This window comes from Ruegeria sp. CE9 (assembly GCF_056537425.1).
Genome location: NZ_JBQFRO010000066.1, coordinates 1 through 1,277, shown reverse-complemented (window position 1 = coordinate 1,277; position 1,277 = coordinate 1). Strand labels below are relative to the sequence as shown.

At 58.2% G+C, this 1,277-nt stretch carries 1 protein-coding gene; it reads left to right on the top strand.

From position 1 onward, the window contains the following. Positions 1-14: 14 nt before the first annotated feature. Positions 15-1,277 (top strand): chlorophyllide a reductase subunit Y (gene bchY / locus ACR0B3_RS24015; protein WP_480811240.1); only part of this gene is annotated, 1,263 nt, incomplete at its 3' end.

Genomic DNA, 1,277 nt, shown 5'->3' with positions numbered 1-1,277 from the left:
AGGTCTGAGGAAGAATGTCCGAAGAAGTGAGATATGATGCTGCCGATGAGGCCGAGGTAATCCTCGGCCAAGATCGCGCTGATGCATCTGCCGCTTCGGATGGGCAGACTCCGCCCGAATTGGGGCAGGGTATGGGTTGCCACGCAGGGGCGGCCGAAATGGAAGCCGCCGCACGCATGGCGGGGAAATCCGAAATCCTTGATCAATATGCCCGCGATTACCCGCAGGGGCCGCATGACAAACCCCAAAGCATGTGCCCTGCCTTTGGCAGTTTGCGCGTAGGGTTGCGGATGCGCCGCGTGGCATCGGTTTTGTCTGGCTCGGCCTGCTGTGTCTATGGCCTCAGCTTTGTCAGCCATTTTTATGGCGCGCGCCGTTCAGTCGGCTATGTGCCTTTCAACTCGGAAAGTTTGGTTACGGGCAAACTCTTCGAGGACATTCGGGATGCTGTTCACGAGATGGCAGATCCCGCGCGCTATGATGCGATTGTGGTGACCAATCTTTGCGTTCCGACCGCCTCTGGTGTTCCGCTGCGTCTCCTGCCGCAGGAGATTAACGGTGTTCGGATCGTGGGCATTGATGTGCCAGGATTTGGAATTCCCACCCATGCCGAAGCCAAAGATGTGCTTGCAGGCGCTATGTTGAATTATGCCCGTAAAGAGGTGGAGGCTGGCCCCGTCCAAGCCCCTGTTTCGGGCAAATCAGATCGCCCGACAGTGACCCTGTTGGGCGAGATGTTCCCAGCCGATCCCATTGGGATTGGTGGGATGCTCGCGCCGCTCGGTCTGGCGGCAGGTCCGGTCGTTCCCTGCCGTGAGTGGCGCGAGCTCTATTCTGCCTTGGATAGCGAAGTGGTGGCAGCAATCCACCCGTTTTACACATCCGCCATCCGAGAATTTCAGGCCGCAGGCCGCACGATTATTGGCAGCGCCCCCGTTGGATATGACGGAACAGCCGCATGGCTGTCTGCGATTGGTGCGGCTTATGGTGTTGCGGCGGATCAGATTGCTGCTGCACAAAACGCCTTTTTGCCCGCGATCAAAGGTGCGCTTGCCGCCCAAAAGATCAACGGAACGATCACCTTGTCGGGCTATGAGGGGTCAGAGCTTTTGGTCGCGCGCCTGCTGATCGAGAGTGGGGCCGATGTGCCCTATGTTGGCACGGCCTGCCCGAAAACACATTGGTCAGAGCCTGATTTGGACTGGCTAACAGCCAAGGGTGTTAAGGTTAAATTCCGCGCAAGTCTCGAAGATGACTGCGCCGCGATGGAAGCAATC